Origin of the sequence: Flavivirga abyssicola, assembly GCF_030540775.2 — a bacterium.
GTDB lineage: Bacteria > Bacteroidota > Bacteroidia > Flavobacteriales > Flavobacteriaceae > Flavivirga > Flavivirga abyssicola.
The window spans coordinates 2,393,520-2,411,174 of the sequence record NZ_CP141266.1 but is presented as its reverse complement, the minus strand read 5'-3'; the positions used below and the strand labels follow the sequence as shown (position 1 = coordinate 2,411,174).

Sequence of the window (17,655 nt, the reverse complement as noted above, 5' to 3'; positions counted from 1 at the left end):
TGTTATAATATTTTAAAAATCAAATATTTATCAAGCACACTCAATTTCCTTTCAGATTATAGTTACCTGTAAAAACTACTTAAAACTCAAGGTAGAAATTTATTTTAATCAAGACTAAATCAATAAAAGCTTACCAAATTTTAACATTAAACCTTACTAAAAGTAAGGTTTTACCTTACTTTTATTCTTTGAGTGTTCAGTAATTTTATGGCTTATTATTTTAGAATTAATCAACCCATAACCTTATGAAAAGACTTTCTTCGTTAATTGTATTTGCTTTAATCATTTTATGTGGTATTGGAGCAAAGGCTCAAAATTCACCAGAAATACTGCCACCGAGCCCTGAAGCATCGTCACTATCTAAATTTGTAGAAATCCCTGTGTCTCATTATTCAGGTTTACCAACCATTAATATTCCCTTTTATACTATTGACTTAGACGGTCTTCAAATCCCAATAAGTCTTTCATACCATGCTAGAGGTATCCGAGTTGAAGAGATTGCTCCAAGAGTGGGTATAGGATGGGCATTAAATTATGGAGGTATGGTTTCCAGACAAATAAGAGGGAAAGCTGATGATACATGGAATAGTGACGAAAAAGGATATCTGACCCAAAACTACTATGAGTCTTTTGAAACTAATGAGTCTACTAGAATAGGCGTATGGAGTGATGCTACCAATGATATAGGAGACTTAGTTCCAGACCAATTTATGTTTAACTTTCTGGGGTATTCAGGAAAATTCATTTTCGATCAAAAAACTAAAGAGCCTCTATTACAAAATTATGCAGACTTCAAAATCGAACCTATTTATGGAAATGCAACTACGCATGCGGGAATAAAAGCTTGGGTTGTCACTAATGAAAATGGCTATAAATTTTATTTTGGTGAATATAACAATTCCAGTACTATCGCAAATAGAGATGAAATAGAACGATCATTTGCTTATACTACTGATGGGGTGTTAGATTTTGGACGCCCTATTCTTTCTAATGATTATAATAGTTGGCAACTAGTGGCTATAGAAAGCCCTAGAGGAAATAAAGTAGAGTTTATTTATGAACTGGAAAGCACTCAGTTTCACAAACGTTCTTATGACAAAAGGGAGCTTAACGGAACAACTATATCTTCATACTTTTCAAGAATACGATCCAAAGAATATAAAATAAAAGAGATTGTTTTCAATGAAGGCCATATTGTTTTCACAAAAGACAATGTAGAACGAGAAGATATAAACTTTGGGTATAGTCTAAAAGAAATCGAAATAAAAGACTTAAATGCGATTTCCGTAGCTAAATACAGTTTTAATTATAGCTATAATTATGATACTAGTACAGGAAATGTAAACCCTACTTTAATGAGCTATGATACCAAAGCTAGAAAACGGCTATTTTTAGATAACATAGAAAAAATAGCACCGAATGGAACAACCGAACCATTCTATAGTTTTGAATACATTAATAAACAAGAATTACCAAATAGATTTTCTAATGCACAGGATGTATGGGGTTATTATAACGGAAAAACTAACGGTCAGTTTCTAACATTTTTTGATTATGGAGGCAACACTATTAACCGCAAAGTAGATACTATAAAAGCTAAAACTGGACTTTTAAGGAAAATCAACCTTCCTACTGGAGGATCAAAAGAGTTTGAATTTGAAGCAAATAAAGCTAAAGTACCTGATTATTTTAAAGATTTGTATTATGACGGGATAAACCCAACTACTCCTAAAAGTGTTGGAATGGTAAAAGGACCTACACATTACGTTGGTAATAAAACATATGAAATTCCATTCACAATTGAAAATAAAATTTCTGGATCTATATTTACAATTGTTCAATTTATGGGTAATTTTGGCACGTGTAGCTCTACAGAGCAATTGGTAAATTGTAATTATAAGGTTAGAATACAAGGAGCAAATGGTGGTTATTCAATTTTTATGGGGTCTGGTAATTCCAGTGCTCTTCCCCCAGGTGATTACAAGCTTATAGTACGCCAATTAACGGGTGTTGATGATCCATATGATTTCTTTAATGGATTTGCAGTAAACATTTCATGGAATGAATCCCTAGACCCAAATATAGCAATATACAGTGGTGGAAATAGAGTAAAGAAAACTATTTTAAATAGTGAATGGAATGGAACTATAGAAAAATCATATGAATATTTAACAAATTTAAATGAGACTAGTGGATTACTTTTTTCATTACCTAGTTATTATTTTATACAAAAGACTATTTTGGGGGTTCCTGTTATAGATGCATATGGTGCTCGTCCAGGAAGCCCACTTACATATGAACAAGGAAATCATGTAGGTTACAGTCATGTTACCGAATATATTAATGGTAATACAATTGGAGATGGCGGTAAAAATGAATATAGTTTTACAGCAGTGCCTGATTCTGGTGATTTTTATAAATTCCCATATACTATTTCTATGGATAATGAATGGATGCGAGGAAAACTACTAACTTCTAAAACATACAAGAAAACTTTAGGTGGTTATGATCTTATTAATGAAATAGAAAATAAATACAAATATGCAAACTTTCCAATTTATTATCATATCACGAATCCTCCATTACCGCAAGAGATTGTTAGGTTATTTTATAAAAAAGATAAACTACAATTTCATATCCCATTAATTATATTTAAACCTGGTAATGATCCAAATCCAGCAAATTGGGACCATAATGATTATAAGGTATACAATCTTACTGGCGGTACGCAACATTTATACTCTAGTAAAATAACATCCTATTATAATACTTTACCAGTAAGTACTGAAACGAAATATTATTATGATTATGACAATCATTATCAATCAAATCAATCAGAAACTAATACCAGTGATTCAAAACCAATAATTACGAAAATATTTTACCCTGATGATATCATCTCTACAAGTTCTTTAGGGTTCGACAATTTAACCCCTAACGAAAAGGCTGCTATAGATAAATTAAAAGCTCCTTCTCCAACTAATTTAACTGGAGAACATCGTACTGCCGTCCCTATCCAAGTAGAAGTCTATAAAGATGAAGATGAAGATGGTTTTGCTGATAGTTCAGAATTGTTAAGTACGCAACGTACGAATTATAGAACGTGGCCTAATGGGATTACATTACCAGAATATACTCAATCATCAAAAGACGGTACGCCATTAGATAACAGAGTACAATTTCATAACTACGATAATAAAGGAAATCCTATTGAGGTTTCGAAAACAGACGGTACTTCCATAACTTACATCTGGGGATATAACCAAGAATACCCTGTTGTCAAAATAGAAAATGCCACCTATGCATCAGTTATAGCAACCTTAACAGCAGCAGAATTAACAGCAATTAAAGATGGTACTTATAATCAAAGTACTATGATGGCTACTCTAAATAAGATTAGGACAGGGTTACCTGATGCCATGGTCACCACCTACACCTATGACCCCTTAGTAGGAGCCACCAGCATCACCGATCCCAAGGGCTATACCATATACTATGAATACGACGATTTCAACCGCCTCGAATTTATAAAGGACGATACCGGTAAGCTATTAAGCGAGAACAAGTACAACTATAAAAACTAAGCCCCATGAAAAATTATATATACACTTTTTTGTTTTTATTGGTATCACAGATCGCTTTGTCCCAAATACAGCCCAACATAGTAAAAGAGAATACTTATACTATTACCGCAGCTAGCGGCGATGTAACGCTCCAGGCAACCCAATCGATCACTTTAAAACCTAATACATGGATTCAAAGTGGCAGTACCTTTACGGCACAGATAGTAGAGAACACGACTGCATTAGATGATTATACCCCTTTTACATTCAGTAATGAAAACTATGTGTTTACCCGTAGTTTCCAGGCTCCCATGGATTCATTTAATGCTGCCACGGCAAAAGAGGGCGATGTTATCGAGCAGATCACCTATTTTGACGGTCTGGGCAGGCCCATGCAGAGCATAGGCATTAAAGCTTCACCAAATGATAAAAAGGACATCATTACCCATATGGATTATGACGACTTTGGCAGGCAGGACAAGGACTGGCTCCCCTATCATGAAACATCGGGTACCCTTGGCACCTATCGAGGCGATAAAGCCACAGCTACCAAACAGTATTATCAAACCAATTATGCAGATGATTTTACAGGAGTGGCCTTGCCAGATATCAATGCCTATTCACAAAAGGGCTTTGAGGCCTCCCCACTAAACAGGGTCCTGCAACAGGGGGCTCCCGGTAAAGATTGGAAATTAGGCGGTAACCATGACATTGAATTCGTTTATGCAGCCAATGAAGCCAATGAAGTACTATTATATGAAGTGTCCTTGACCCCTTTAGGGAGTAACGGTCTTATTACCTACAAACCCAATTTAACCGGAGGTACAACCTATTACGCCGTGGGAGAACTTTACAAGACCGTTACCAAAGATGAGAACCATGATGGTACCACATCCAAAGCACATACCACAGAAGAGTTTAAGGACAAGCAGGGACGTATTGTCCTTAAGCGTACCTATGGAACGTCCATGGTCGATGGCGTATCCCAAACCAATGTATCCCATGATACCTATTATGTGTACGATGACCATGGCAACCTTTCCTTTGTCATCCCGCCTAAGGTGGATACATCTAATGGCGTGTCCCTTTTTGAATTTTTAGAGCTTTGCTACCAATATAGGTATGATCATAGAAATAGGCTGGTAGAAAAGAAAATCCCCGGTAAGGACATGGAATATATTGTATACGATAATTTGGATAGACCTGTCATGACCCAGGATGCCAACTTAAAAGCTCAAAACCAATGGCTGTTTACCAAATATGATGTGTTTGGCAGGGTAACCTATACAGGATTGCACACCAATACAACATACACTACACGGGCAGATGTACAAACCCATTTTAACACTGTAAACAATTTAGATACCAAGTTATATGAGAGCAAGGTAACATCCGGTACTGGTTATGACAACTCCTATTATACCAATGCTAATTTCCCTAATACAAGTATCGTTCTACACACCGTAAACTATTATGACGACTACAACTTTGATAAGGACGGATTGAGTCTACCTGCAACAGCCGACGGACAGACCGTTATCAATTATAACGATGCCAACAAACAGTTGACCAGGAGTCTGGCAACAGGCTCCAAGGTAAGGGTCTTGACCACTAACGATTGGATTACGACCCTTACGGGTTATGATGTAAAAGGGCGCCCCGTTTATGTAGCAAGCAAGAACGATTATCTGTCCACAACGGATGTTGTTTCCAGCAAGCTTGACTTTGCTGGTAAAGCCGACAAATCGACCACGACCCATACAAAAACCGGACAAACGGCCATTACGACCCAGGATGCATTTGTTTATGATCACGAAGGAAGACTGCTGAGACAGAAACAGACTATTAATGATCTTGATCAGGAAACCATCGTGGATAACAGTTATGACAAGCTTGGGCTTTTGGTAAGCAAGGGTGTCGGTGGCAGGGCATCGAACACGAACAGGTTGCAGGAGGTAGACTATACCTATAATGTAAGGGGCTGGCTAAAACAGATCAATAACCCCGTAACTTTAGGTAATGATCTGTTTGGCTTTAAAATTGGATATAATGAGGGAAGCAATGCACTGTACAATGGAAACATTAGTTCTACCCAATGGAAAACGGCCAATACCGACAATGGCCTAAAAACGTACGATTACCAATACGATGCGCTCAATAGGGTCACCTCTGCAATTGATAATACGGGCAATTACGACCTTTCGCTTGTCGATTATGATAAAAATGGGAACATTATACACCTAAAAAGAGACGGTCACAGAAATGCCAGTGCGACTGTTTTTGGTCTTATGGACGATTTGACGTACAGTTATGATAGTGGAAATAAGCTGATGAAAGTAGCAGATGCCGCTTCCATAGACCAGTACGGGTTTAAGGATGATGCTGTAGATACTGCTTTGGATAATGTAGATGATTATACTTACGATGCCAATGGCAACATGCTCACCGATGCCAACAAGGGCATTTCAACGAATATCACATACAACCACTTAAATTTACCTGCCCAGGTTGTTTTGGGCGGTGGGAATATTTCTTATATTTACGATGCCTCTGGTGCAAAACTTGAAAAAGTAGTCACCGAAGGAAGTTCTGTGACAAAAACGAAGTATGCAGGTAATTATGTCTATGAAAATTCAGGTGCAGGTGATCTTTTAAAATTCTTTAACCACCCTGAGGGGTACGTGAGCACTGAACTTGTTTCAGGTTCTGTACAATATGGCTATGTATACCAATACAAGGATCATTTAGGGAATGTTAGATTGAGTTATAGTGATACCGATGGTAACGGAAGTGTTATATCTTCTGAAATACTCTCCGAGAACAACTACTATCCCTTTGGTCTCAAACATAAAGGGTATAACAATAACCCTAGTTCTAGTAACATTGCACTAAAAAGAAGGTTTCAAGGGCAAGAGCATCAAGACGAATTAAATTTGAATTGGTATTCGTTTAAATGGAGAAATGCTGACCCAGCAATTGGGAGATTTTTTAATATAGACCCACTTTCTGAAAAGTTTATGTACAATTCTACTTATGCTTTTAGTGAAAATAGAGTTATAGATGGTGTTGAACTTGAGGGATTAGAATATGTTAATGCCAATAAAGCGAGAGTTTTTGTTAAACCTAATGGAGATGTTGGGCTTAGAATGAATAATATGACAGAGGCTACGGCAATCCCGTTTAGACTTTCTAACATGGATGTTTCTACTTGGGCACCAGGAACAATTGGAAATCAAAATATAAATACAACTATTGGTAGAATCTCAACAAACTTACCAACTAAACTTGATTTAATTAGGGGTCAGCTTAATCAAACCCATAATATTCTTCTCCCAATTGCACAATCCACAGGTCAAACTGATAAAAGATTTAGCCCAAAAGCAATTGGAAATGGACCTTTGGTTGGAGCAAAAGAAGGCAGAGCGGCTAAAGGAATCCTAGTGGTAGAAGGATTAAAGTTAACAGGTTATGCGATAGGGTTTTTTATGAAACTTTATGATAAAAACCAAATAAAAAAACATTTAGGTTTTCTAGAGTTGGCTATGGGAGACCTTTCAGATGCATATGATTCTGGTTTAGTCCCAAGAGAATTTCATAATTCTGAAAGCTTTAACGATTTATTAAATGTAATTTTGTCTGGCACAAGTGTCAGCGGAGATAAAAAAATAGAAAACCTAGGGATTACTATTTATAATAACTATAACAACAATGGTGATGATGAAAATAATTCTTTTTGGCAAAGCATTTGGCAAAGGGAGCAAGATAAGCTGGATAAGTTTTATAACTCGACTGACTAAAAAAAACTGTATGAAAATTTTAAGAATATTTTTTGTGATAATATTTGGTTCCTTATCTTCTTGCAACCCATCAACAGAAACATTATTGGATGGAAATTGGGCTATTGATACTTTTATATTTAATGAAGAAGATATTTTTGATAAAGTCGTGGTTGTAAATATGATGTCACTTAGCAGCGAAACAGGAAAAATAATTCTTCCAAAAATAGACAAAAAGTTAAAAACTAATAAAGAACGTATAGGTCGTTGGGAGTATTTTGAAGATACTTTTCAAATTTCAATTAATTCAAATTCAGATTATCTTAATGGTTATTTTGATATCTGCTTTAAAAAGGACGTAGAAAATAATTATATAAAACTAGTTCTTAAATCTGATAATTTATATTTAGAAGCTGCTAAGGTATTATCTGAAATCCCTCAAACTACAATTTTGCCAGTGACTTGTGGCGATGTCGAATATGCGGAAGCCCCAGCTGTTCCCTAGTATGGGCTACCACCGCTAGCTTTTCTAGCTAGTGGAGATAAGAGTAAGAAATAAAACAAGAGAAACCACATTTTAGAAATAAAGTGTGGTTTTTTTTATGAAACAAAGCGTAAAAAACGGCAAAAAGGCTGTTTTGTAACCATTTGATAATCAGCACAGAACAAAAACAAGGGTTCAAAAAACTTAAAATACTGTTTATCAATTATTTAGACCTAAAAAGGTTGCGCATGCGCAACCTAGGAGAACATGTTATAGGGGGAGTTCTCTATTTTAAGAATACTCCCGCTGGTACTAGTTTGCAACTAGTACCGCTATCGTAAATTAAAGAGAAGAAACCTGATAATTCGGATTTATAATCCGTGACCTACTAAATATAATTTTTATATTTTGTAAAAATAGTACGTCTACAAATTATAAAATCACAATAGATTGGATAAATATATTACTTGGCTCAAACAAAAATTTGTTATTACACATGGTTATTAAACATTTTCAAAAGCATATAGTCATTAAAAAAAGTCTGGTAAGATAGTTTTCATTCAGAAATAAGAAAACAACTTATGTTTTAGATACATTGTAAAAATATCATTTCAAAATAATCTAAAATTTCACGCAACTATTTTCAATGTTTTGCATCTATAATACTAAACGTTAAAGTTTATTAAATATGAAAAAAACGAATGTCCTAATGAGTAGTTTGATTGTAATTGCGCTTTTAATTGTTGGTTGTAGCGATGACGATTCAAATTGCACCCAAGACTTAACCGGAGAACTGAGTAATGATGAAACTGCATTTGCTCACAAGTGGGTTTTAGCTGAAATCGTTTCTGAAAAGGAAATAGATTTAACCGACGATAGCGAAGACAACCCAAACACCAATTTATTTGAACAATACGAAGCATGTGAAAAAGATGCCTTCTATAATTTCAATAATGATAGAAGCTACACATTTGAACAGGGAGTAACGGCATCAAATTGCAGTAACAAACAAACATCTACTGGCACCTGGAAATTAACAAATAATACCTTATTGACCTTGGTGAGTTTTTGTAACATGCGAGAAATTGATATTGAGATGAATACGGATGGTACTTCATTCTTAATAGAGGATAATTTCAATGTTACTGATGTAAACGGTAATCGTATTAATAGTAATATCACGTTTACTTATAATAAAGTAGCTATCTAACTAATTCTAACAAAGAAGTCCTGAGTTTATAACTTGGGCCTTATAAACTAGAGTAGAGAACCACAGTTTTAGCTGTGGTTTTTTATTCAATAAATTTAAACTAACGTGAAAACTCGGATAAGAAATTCATATCAGCCGGTGTTCTGAACTTATTTCTGGTGTATAAAAAACCTATATCAACAACTACTGAGTTCCTACATTAATATGATTCAATTTTACTTTTCTTTGCTTCGTCCAAAGAAAAGTAACAAAAGAAAAGACGCCCCTTCGATAGGAATTTCTTCTTTTGCTTAGGCTCAAGAAGAACCAAGCACAAAACTTCGACGTCGCGCCAATGCTACATCCCATACTATGCTCCTGGGTTTCGAAGCTTTTGTACTTTATTCTTACGAAGGGTCGGGGCTTACCCTATGGTCTGTTCTTAACGATTTATATAAGGGTAAACCGTGGCTACTGATGGGCAGGCAGAGCTCTTAAACAAGAATACGTTAAATCACCCTAAAGCCTGAGACAAATCCTGTATAATATCATCTACATGTTCTAAACCAACAGATACTCTTACCAGACCATCGGTAATACTCACCTCTAGCCTATCAGCCTCTGACAATTTACTGTGTGTTGTTGATGCTGGATGTGTTACAATAGTTCTGGTATCTCCTAGATTAGCAGATAGCGAACATAATTTAATAGCATTTAAAAAACTACGCCCTGCTTCAATACCTCCCTTAACTTCAAAAGCAACTATATTTCCACCTAGTTTCATTTGCTTTTTAGCGACTTCGTATTGTGGATGTGATTTTAAAAATGGATATTTCACCCAATTCACTTTTGGATGATTTTCTAAAAATTCAGCCACTTTTAAAGCATTTTCACAATGTTTATCAACTCTTACAGCAAGCGTTTCAAGGCTTTTAGACAAAGTCCACGCATTAAATGGGGACAAGGCAGGCCCAGTGTTTCTGGCAAACAAATAAATCTCTCTAACTAAATCTGCATCACCTACTGTAACGCCTCCTAAAACACGTCCTTGACCATCCATAAGCTTTGTCGCAGAATGCACTACCAAATGCGCACCATATTTTATTGGCTGCTGAATATAAGGAGTCGCAAAACAGTTATCTATAATTAAAATCAGATTGTGTTTTTTAGCGATGTTACCTAACCATTCTAAATCAATAATATCGATCGCTGGATTTGTAGGCGACTCGGCATATAGAATCTTTGTTTTTGGTGTAATACAGCTTTCAATAGTTTCTGGTTTATTAATATCGAAATAGGTCGTTTCAATATTCCACTTAGGTAAATATTTTGTAAACAATGTATGGGTAGACCCAAAAACAGATCGGGCAGACACAATATGATCGCCACTATCCAGTAATGCAGCAAAAGTTGAAAATATCGCTGCCATTCCTGTTGCAAAGGCATAACCATCTTCTGCACCTTCCATACGGCACACCTTCTCTACAAACTCAGTCGTATTAGGGTTTGTAAAACGACTATAGATATTTCGTTCTTTCTCTTCTGTAAAAGATGCACGCATATCTTCGGCATCTTCAAATACAAAACTTGATGTTAAATATAACGGACTTGTATGTTCTAAAAATTCGGTACGTTCTAATTGTGTACGAATGGCTTCTGTTTCAAACTGTTTTTTTTCTTTGCTCATTTTATTTTTTTGTTTGACTATTAAAGTCAGATTCCCTTGGATTTCTGCTCAATGTCATTAAAATATCTGGTCACATTGAGCGCAGTCGAAATGCTTAAAAAACGAAAGGCTCAATAATGTCTTCGACTGCGCTCAGACTGACATTTATTTTTAATTTATATGTTTAGACAACCTCAAAATATCCCCAAAAACACCTCTGGCTGTAACCTCTGCACCTGCTCCTGCACCTTGAATAACAATGGGTTGCTCGCCATAAGATTCTGTAAAAATCTCAAAAATGGCATCAGATCCTTTTACATGACCCAGTGTACTGTCCTCTGGAATAGATACTAATTTTACTTCCAAATTCCCTTTATCTTGAGATAAATCGCCAAATAAATCACCCACATATCTTAATACATGCCCTTCTTTCTGTTCATCTTTTATTTTTTGAAATGCTTCATCTAAAACATCTAACTGTTTTAAAAATTCCTGAACTGAAATGTTCTGATAGGCTTCCGGAATTAAATTCTGAACTGCCACATCTTCAAATTCATTTTGCAAATCTAACTCTCTAGCTAATATTAATAGTTTTCTGGCAACATCATTTCCAGAAAAGTCTTCTCTTGGATCTGGCTCTGTAAAACCTTTGTCGATAGTTTCTTGAACGATCACACTAAACGGTTTATCCTGAACTGAAAAGTTATTAAATAAATAACTTAATGTTCCTGAGAAAACACCTCGTATTCTAGTAATATTTTCTCCAGATTCATGCAATAATTTAATCGTATCGATTAATGGTAATCCTGCTCCAACTGTAGTTTCATACAAATACTGTTTATTATGCTCATCTAATTGCAAACGCAGTTTCGTATAAAACTCATGTGAAATGGTATTCGCTATTTTATTTGATGATACCAAATCGAAACCAGCTTCAACCAACGGGATATAGTTTGAGTGAAAATTTGAACTTGCTGTATTATCTACAGCTATTAAATTCTCTAAATGATGCGCTTTTGCAAAAGCAATAATATCCTGAATGGAACTTTCTTGTGATGTTGATTCTATAGCTTCCTGCCAATTATTTTCTACTCCGTTTTTACTTAAAAGGAGCTTTCTTGAATTAGCAATGGCGAATACATTCAAGTTAATACCTTTTCTTTTTTCTATATCATCTTTGGATTTTAAAATCTGATTAATTAAAGCACCTCCTACTAACCCATGTCCAAAAATGGCAATATTGATCTTTTTTGAAATTCCGAAAACCTCACCATGAATCACGTTCATGGCTTTATGCAATTGATTCTTTTTAACCACCAAACTTACATTTCTGCCTGTTACCGTATTATTAAACAGTAAAGGTGTAATCTGGTTTTTAATCAATGCATTAAATGGTTTATGAAACGAACTTAATTCAATCCCTATGATGGATATCACAGATACATCATCTACAATTTCAATTTTATTGACATCTTGTGAGTAAAAATCGTTTTCAAATTCACGCTCTAGGGCAATAACTGCCTGAGTTGCTTGTTCTGCATTTATAATTAATCCAATACCTCTTTCTGATGATCCCTGAGAAATAATACTCACGCTAATATCGTGAATACTCAAGGCTTTAAAAATTCTGGCATCTACCCCGATCTTACCTAATAAGCCACGTCCTTCTAGATTTAACAACGCTACATGGTCTAAAACGGACAGCGATGTTACTTCTTTAGAACTTGGTTTTGCGGTAATTAAAGTGCCTTCGTCATCCGAATTAAACGTATTTAAAATGCGTAGATTAATATTCTTTTCTACTAAAGGGATAATGGTTTTAGCGTGTAAGACATTTGTTCCGAAATTAGCCAACTCATTCGCTTCACTAAACGACAATTCCCTAATTTTTTGCGCATCGGCAACCAAATCTGGATTTGCCGTATAAATACCATTTACATGCGTGTAGTTTTGCAACTCTTCGGCATCCAAATAATTGGCTAATAAAGCGGCTGTATAATTGCTTCCGTTTCGACCTAAAGTAGTCGTTTCATTTTTCGAATTAGATGCTATAAATCCTGTGACTATATTAACGGTGTCTCCATTATTTTGCTTAAAATAGTTGCGAACATTATCTTTAGTTAATTGTGAAATAGGTTGTGCATTACCAAAGGCATCATCCGTTTTAATTAATTGTCGGGAATCAGTAGCTTTTGCTTTAATACCACGTTGATTAAGTAATTCTGAAAGCAATTTAATAGATAGTAATTCGCCTTGAGCCAAAATTTCATCTTTTGTTTTTTGACTGCAATCACGTAACAAACTAACACCTTCAAAAAGTTTATCAAGAATTGAAAACTGCTCAGAAAAATCTATGGTTTTTAACGGTTCTTTTTGGTACGTTTTAAAAGCTTCCAATTCGTCTTGAAAAGCTACTCCTTTTAGAGCTTTATTTAAAATATTCTCCAATTCGTCCGTAGCATTTCCTCTTGCTGAAACTACAACGGAAATCCGCTCACCGTTATTGACCTTATTTTCAATAATAGAAATAACTTTATTCAAGCCATCTCCATTTGCTAAAGATTTTCCTCCAAACTTTAATACTTTCATTTTTCTTTTTTTAGAATCTGGCACAAAAATGCCTTCTATAATTTTTTCTAGTTGTTCATATTCCATCAAAAAAGCATCATGCCCATGTACCGAATGTATTTCATTATAAGTAACATTAGGATGTGTTAATGCTAATTGTTTATGGGTTTGCCTGTTCTCTTCTGCTGTAAAAAACAAATCGGAATCTACCCCTACAATATGAATGTTGGCATCGATACGCTCTAAAACAACTTGTGCTGGACTTGATTCAGTATTAAAATCGTTTGCTCTATTTTTAGTAACATCAATCGTTTTTAATAATTGATTCATCAATTTATAAGCCGACAGTTGAAAACGTTCTTGCAATTTTTTACCATGATGTAGCAACCAACTTTCTACATTAAAAATCTCTAAATCTTCATTTTTAGAACGGTGAAAACGTTCTTTGAATGATTCTGGAGTACGGTAACATAACATGGCATGCATTCTAGCATCATGTACCGGGTTTCTGGAATTTAACAAAAACTGTTCTTGTATCTGGCAATTGGCAATTAACCAATCTGTCGATTTCCAATCGGTTGCTACAGGTATTAAATGCTCTGTAACATCTGGTTTAATCACAGCCATTTCCCAGGCAATACCGCCTCCCAAAGAGCCTCCTACAATAGCGAAGAGCCTTTCAATATTTAATTCTTTAAGTCCTATTAAAAATAATGTTGCAACATCTCTGGCAACAAAATCTTTATAGTTATCAATTATAAATCCATCAAAACCATTTCCAGGAATGTTAAATGCTAAAACGGTGTATAATTTTGTATCAATGACTTTGTCATTACCAACCAAATCTTTCCACCAACCGTCTTCTCCAGCAACATTACTATTACCGGTTAAGGCATGGTTTACCAAAACGATAGGTGCTGTACCTAAAGCTTTACCAAACACCTGATAACTCAACTTTATTTCAGTGTTTAGTATATTACTTTCTGTAGTAAAATCTTTAATTATGATATGTGATAATGTATCTTCCAAAAAATACTTCTTTATTTTAATTTAGACCTGACAGGTCTAAAAATATGTTCTTTTCTTGACTAATTTTAAAATCTACAAGGTTGCGAAAACAGCTTTTAAATCGGCTTTTAAATCTTCAATGTCTTCTAACCCTACAGATAACCTGATAAGATCTTGTGTTACACCTGCAGATTCTTGTGCTTCTTCATTTAACTGTTGATGTGTTGTACTTGCTGGATGAATGATAAGCGACTTTGTATCTCCAATATTAGCCAATAATGAAAATATTTTTGTTTTGTCTGCTATGGTTTTAGCGGCATCATACCCGCCTTTTGCTCCGAATGTAACAATACCACTTTGTCCTTTAGATAGATATTTATCGGCTAAAGCTTTGTATTTGCTGCTTTCTAAACCTGGATAGTTTACCCAAGCAACTTCTTCTTGTTGTTCTAACCATTTTGCAAGCTCTAAAGCATTTTTACTATGTTGCTTTATTCTTACGGTTAGTGTTTCTAAACCTTGAATAATATTGAATGCATTTGTTGGACTTAAAGCACCTCCAAAATCTCTTAATCCTTCTAAAATTAATTTAAAAGTATAAGACGCTGCTCCTAAAGCTTCATTATAAACTAAACCATGGTATCCAGCTGAAGGCTCAGTAAATTCAGGGAATTTTCCGTTTGCCCAATCAAAAGTACCACCATCAATAATAGCACCTCCCAATGACGTTCCTTGGCCTCCAATATATTTAGTAAGTGAGTGGATTACAATATTTGCTCCATGCTTTAATGGATTCAATAACGCCGGTGTTGCTACTGTATTATCGACAATAAAAGGTACTCCTGCTGCTTTAGAGTGTACAGCAATAGCTTCTAAATCTAAAACATCCAATTTCGGATTCCCTAACGATTCTACAAAAAAGGCTCTCGTATTATCTTGTACGGCGTCTTTAAAATTATCTGGGTTAGAAGCATCTACAAAGGTTGTAGTAATTCCTAATCTAGGCAATGTTACACTAAGTAAATTGTAAGTTCCTCCATATAAACTACTGGATGCTACAATGTGGTCTCCGGCTTTTAAAAGTGTTAGTAACCCTGTTGAAATAGCAGCAGTTCCCGAAGCGAATACTACGGCTCCAATACCTCCTTCTACAGCTGCTAAACGCTCCTGAAGAATTTGATTCGTTGGATTATTAAGTCTGGTATATATAAATCCTAATTCTTGTAATGAAAATAGATTTGCTGCATGATCTGAATTATTAAAAACATAGGATGTTGTTTGATAAATAGGCACGGCTCTTGCACCTCCGTTTGTTGTTACATCGTGCCCTGCGTGTAATGCGTTTGTTGCTAATTTTTGTGTACTCATTTTTCTAATTTTTGAATTAATTGATTCCCGCTTATGAAGGAATGACATGTTTAAAGGTTCTCTAAATGAAAACATTTAGAAATTCTTTACGATTAAACCAAAAGCCAAATATGCTACGAATAGCGTACTTATATAGAAAAATGTTAAAAAGAAAATTTAAAATTACCGAAAGCAATTTCGTTTGGTTATCTATCCGTATAATCCTGAAACGATACTGAAATAAATTCAGCATATGGTTCGGGACGGGGTAGAATTTAGCACCTTCTTTACGTATAAAGGGTTGCTAAGGCTTCATAGGGTCTAATCCCTCCGCCTTTCTTGATAACATCTCAATAAGTGATTGAACTTTGTGAATGCAAATATTCGTTCAGAAAAAGTTAATATCCTAATTTTTTTTGAAAAATTTTATAAAAACTTATTTTTCGGCTTGTTTTTTAAGAAATTTATCTCCTATAATCTGGTCTATTGGTCTGTTTTGAATTTTAGATTCTAACCACGAAATAATATCCAAATATAAGAAAGCACGGCTTTGGTAAGGGTCATCTTCATATTGTTTTAGTTTTTTATGAAGTTTGATAAATTCTCTTTTCACTTCATTAGGATAAATATCACCTAAACCTCTCAAAAATTTAATAAATTCTTTTTGTACTTCATATAAGTCTTCCATTTTAATTAAAAACTTATAAGTACTTCTTATTAAAACATCAAGGTTATAATCTAAACCTGCTTCATAGTGCGCTACAAGATTTAAAATTCTTGAAAAACACAATAAATCTTCACGCATTTGCAAAGATTTATTACTTATTATTTTTTCTAAAAAATATATGCACTTTTTATTCTCTCCTGCCCCAAAATACATACTCGCAATTTTATAATAGAATACCATAATGTGGTGTTCATCAATGCGATCTTTATAATTTCTTAAACGCTCTAGTATTTCATCTATTAATGGTAAACCTTCTTTAAAACTACCATCGATAAAATGTAGATTAAACTTATTGTTATAAATATATAAGAAAGCTAATCCGTCTACATTATCATCCGCAGGAAACCATTTTTCTTTTGTAACAGCTTCTAAATTGAGAAGTGTTTCCTTAAATTTCTCATACTGCCTTAAATAAAATAATGCTTCTAGTAAATAATGATTTCCCTTTAAAAAAAAGACAGGATTCAAAACAATCATATCTTTATTGTCATAAAATAAATCTACCCATTTGGAAGCATACTTGTAACTCGCTAAAAAATCTGAGGTTAAAAAACTATACCATAAATACGCTTTGTATAGCCAAAGTTTTTCTCTAAAACCTAATTTATTAATGTCATATTTTGGTAACCTATCATTAAAATAATTAGTGACTCTCTGATTTTCTTTATCGTTTTTTATGTAGCCTGTTTTTAAAAACAAACCGTATAATTGAAGTGATAAGTTAGACAATTTACTAGCGATAACATTTTGCTGACTCAGTTCTTTTGCTTGTACAGATAATTCGTCTGCTCTGTTATTAAGACTTCTGGTTATATATTGAGATTCTATTATTTTTTCTAACTCCACAATTTCATAAGCAATGTTTTTTTCTTCATTGGCTATCGCTAAACCTTTTGCCTTATCTAATATTTTTAAACTTTGTTTGTAAAGCCCTTTATGATATAAAATAGTCGCAAAATCTAACTGTTCCCGTATCTGAATTCTAACATTTTGATGAGATGGATTTAATCTTAAGCTAATTAAAATTTGTTTGTATAAATGTGCCTTTAAATTAGAAAGTTGCTGTTTTTTTACGATTCCTTTTTTAAGAATAGTAGCTTCATCGTAAACGGAAAGTTTATCAAGAATATTAAAAAGTGTCAAGAATTTTGAATCTTCATTTACCCCTAAACGTCCAACATAAAGTTTAAACTGTCTCTTTTCAGATTTAGACAGTGACTTTACTAAAACAAACAAATTATCTTTTTGCTCTCTTGTCATAGTTGCAAACACAACACTAAAATGCTGATTATTAGTTATTTAATTAAACAATCCATAGGTTAAACAT

At 34.3% G+C, this 17,655-nt stretch carries 8 protein-coding genes and 1 riboswitch; of the genes, 4 read left to right on the top strand and 4 right to left on the bottom strand.

Features of this window, described 5'->3' with window-relative positions:
* Positions 1–245: 245 nt before the first annotated feature.
* From Q4Q34_RS10135 to Q4Q34_RS10120, 4 genes are all read left to right on the top strand, one after another.
* The gene (locus Q4Q34_RS10135; RefSeq protein WP_303318396.1) at positions 246–3,584 is read left to right on the top strand and encodes an RHS repeat domain-containing protein; all 3,339 of its coding nucleotides are present in this window, start codon (positions 246–248) and stop codon (positions 3,582–3,584) included.
* 5 nt (positions 3,585–3,589) lie between these two features.
* A complete protein-coding gene (locus Q4Q34_RS10130) occupies positions 3,590–7,360 on the top strand; it encodes a DUF6443 domain-containing protein (protein ID WP_303318397.1) in 3,771 nt (1,256 codons plus the stop codon).
* Between the two features lie 10 nt (positions 7,361–7,370).
* Positions 7,371–7,844: a hypothetical protein gene (locus Q4Q34_RS10125; protein ID WP_303318398.1), complete on the top strand. Its 474-nt coding sequence runs from the start codon at positions 7,371–7,373 to the stop codon at positions 7,842–7,844.
* 667 nt (positions 7,845–8,511) lie between these two features.
* The gene (locus Q4Q34_RS10120; protein WP_303318399.1) at positions 8,512–9,033 is read left to right on the top strand and encodes a DUF5004 domain-containing protein; all 522 of its coding nucleotides are present in this window, start codon (positions 8,512–8,514) and stop codon (positions 9,031–9,033) included.
* Positions 9,034–9,526: 493 nt separating this feature from the next.
* Here Q4Q34_RS10120 and Q4Q34_RS10115 read toward each other — a convergent pair whose 3' ends face one another.
* The 4 genes from Q4Q34_RS10115 to Q4Q34_RS10100 form a co-directional block, all read right to left on the bottom strand.
* Positions 9,527–10,699 (bottom strand): trans-sulfuration enzyme family protein, encoded by a 1,173-nt coding sequence (locus Q4Q34_RS10115; RefSeq protein WP_303318400.1) that lies wholly within the window; start codon positions 10,697–10,699, stop codon positions 9,527–9,529.
* 150 nt (positions 10,700–10,849) lie between these two features.
* Positions 10,850–14,275: a bifunctional aspartate kinase/homoserine dehydrogenase I gene (gene thrA, locus Q4Q34_RS10110; protein WP_303318401.1), complete on the bottom strand. Its 3,426-nt coding sequence runs from the start codon at positions 14,273–14,275 to the stop codon at positions 10,850–10,852.
* A gap of 72 nt (positions 14,276–14,347) precedes the next feature.
* Complete coding sequence (locus tag Q4Q34_RS10105) at positions 14,348–15,622, bottom strand: O-acetylhomoserine aminocarboxypropyltransferase/cysteine synthase family protein (protein ID WP_303318402.1); 1,275 nt, start codon at positions 15,620–15,622, stop codon at positions 14,348–14,350.
* A gap of 222 nt (positions 15,623–15,844) precedes the next feature.
* A riboswitch (SAM riboswitch) is annotated at positions 15,845–15,950 on the bottom strand.
* Positions 15,951–16,037: 87 nt separating this feature from the next.
* Positions 16,038–17,588: a hypothetical protein gene (locus Q4Q34_RS10100; protein ID WP_303318403.1), complete on the bottom strand. Its 1,551-nt coding sequence runs from the start codon at positions 17,586–17,588 to the stop codon at positions 16,038–16,040.
* Between the last annotated feature and the right edge of the window lie 67 nt (positions 17,589–17,655).

Excerpts from the sequence above, each read along its gene's own strand:
- Q4Q34_RS10135 (WP_303318396.1), top strand. The coding sequence starts at position 246 with ATGAAAAGACTTTCTTCGTTAATTGTATTTGCTTTAATCATTTTATGT.
- Q4Q34_RS10130 (WP_303318397.1), top strand. The coding sequence starts at position 3,590 with ATGAAAAATTATATATACACTTTTTTGTTTTTATTGGTATCACAGATC.
- Q4Q34_RS10125 (WP_303318398.1), top strand. The coding sequence starts at position 7,371 with ATGAAAATTTTAAGAATATTTTTTGTGATAATATTTGGTTCCTTATCT.
- Q4Q34_RS10120 (WP_303318399.1), top strand. The coding sequence starts at position 8,512 with ATGAAAAAAACGAATGTCCTAATGAGTAGTTTGATTGTAATTGCGCTT.
- Q4Q34_RS10115 (WP_303318400.1), bottom strand. The coding sequence starts at position 10,699 with ATGAGCAAAGAAAAAAAACAGTTTGAAACAGAAGCCATTCGTACACAA.
- Q4Q34_RS10105 (WP_303318402.1), bottom strand. The coding sequence starts at position 15,622 with ATGAGTACACAAAAATTAGCAACAAACGCATTACACGCAGGGCACGAT.
- Q4Q34_RS10100 (WP_303318403.1), bottom strand. The coding sequence starts at position 17,588 with ATGACAAGAGAGCAAAAAGATAATTTGTTTGTTTTAGTAAAGTCACTG.